The sequence below is a fragment of the Mycobacterium sp. 852002-10029_SCH5224772 genome, assembly GCF_001667315.1.
Lineage (GTDB): Bacteria > Actinomycetota > Actinomycetes > Mycobacteriales > Mycobacteriaceae > Mycobacterium.
The window spans coordinates 1-1,619 of record NZ_LZHT01000033.1 but is presented as its reverse complement, the minus strand read 5'-3'; the positions used below and the strand labels follow the sequence as shown (position 1 = coordinate 1,619).

General features: G+C 63.4%; 2 protein-coding genes. Both read left to right on the top strand.

Going from position 1 to position 1,619, the window contains the following annotated elements:
• Positions 1 to 384: glycosyltransferase (locus A5775_RS07595; RefSeq protein ID WP_369827793.1), on the top strand; the 384-nt coding region annotated here is incomplete at its 5' end.
• A gap of 405 nt (positions 385 to 789) precedes the next feature.
• On the top strand, positions 790 to 1,619 hold an 830-nt coding region (locus tag A5775_RS07590), incomplete at its 3' end, for a glycosyltransferase (RefSeq protein WP_197512413.1).

Sequence of the window (1,619 nt, the reverse complement as noted above, 5' to 3'; positions counted from 1 at the left end):
GGCGTCCCGCAGTTCGACCACGTCAAAGTGGTGGGCCCGGTGAACTACGCAGCCGTCTTTCCCGCCTGCCGCGCGGTCGTTCATCACGGCGGCTCGGGAACTACGGCCGCCAGTCTGCGCGCCGGGGTTCCCACGCTGATCCTGTCGATGGACGCCAATCAGACCATTTGGGGAGCCCAGCTCAAACGACTGAAAGTCGGTACCACACGGCGGTTTTCAGCCACCAATCGCGAATCATTGGTGGGAGACCTGGGCCGGATCCTCGCCCCGGATTACGCTCGGCGCGCTGGCGAGATCGCCGCCCGGATGACCAAGCCGGCGGACAGTGTTGTCAAGGCCGCCGACGTCGTGGAGGCGTTTGTCCGCTCGCGCAGTCGGGCCTGACGCAGCAAACAGGTTTAGGGCCGTTGTACTGGGGGAATAGTCGAATTTGTTATCGGTTTAGGTACGGGGATGATCCGGGCCGACTTCCCGTTTTCGCGGACACGATGGCGATCGTCTGGCAGACTGACGGGAAGATCGAGCGACGATGTCTGGGGTTCAGCCTATGGGTCGTCATACTTCTACGGTCGGGGGGAAGGCCGATGAGGTTGGCTTTGTCGCACTCGGCAATTCCGGTGCACCGTTACCATCCCGCGTGGCTGCGGGATGCCAAATCCCTTGCGGAACAACGACAACCAATGACTCTGGCGGGGCCCCGGTGCCAACGCCGGGCCGCAGATTACCGAGTGGAAACGCCGCCGTCAAAGTTGCCCGTGCCGTCGGGGATTGATTAAGGTAACAGTCGCGATGAAATTTGCTGTGGCAAGTTATGGAACGCGTGGCGATATCGAGCCCTGTCTGGCCATCGGTCGTGAACTGATGCGCAGAGGCCATTCGGTGCGCATGGCGGTTCCGCCCAATCTTGTCGATCTGGCCGAGGCGGCCGGTCTTCCGGCGATCGCCTATGGGCCGGACATGCACGACTTTTGGAGCGACGAGTTCATCCGCGACTTCTTCAAGAACTTCATTCGCGGCCCGGTCAAGTTGATGCGCGAAGCCTGGGAACCGGTGCTGAAGAACTGGCAGGAAATGAATTCGGCGCTGATGTCGGTGGGGGCCGGAGCCGATTTGCTGTTCACCGGCCAGCTTTACCAGGATCTGGCGATCAACGTCGCCGACTATTACGGCATCCCGATGGCCACCCTGCACTACATTCCGATGCGTCCCAACGGCCGGCTCGTTCCGGGGATGCCCGGCCCCATGGTCCGCACCGGAATGGCGGCCTACGATTGGATGTGCTGGCGGATGAACAAGAAGGCCGAGGATCGGCAGCGGCGCGAGCTCGGCCTGCCGACCGCCGCGGTGGCCTCGCCGCGACGGATCGCCGAGCGCGGCTCGCTGGAAATCCAGGCCTACGACGACGTTTGCTTCCCCGGCCTGGCCGACGAATGGGCGAAGTGGGGTGGCCAGCGGCCGTTCGTGGGCTCGCTGACCATGGAACTGACGACCGAATGCGATGACGAGGTGTTGGCGTGGATCGCCCAGGGCACGCCCCCGATCTGCTTTGGTTTCGGCAGTATGCCGGTCGCCGAATCGCCCGCCGAGACGGTCAAGATGATCGGCGCCGCGTGCGCGAA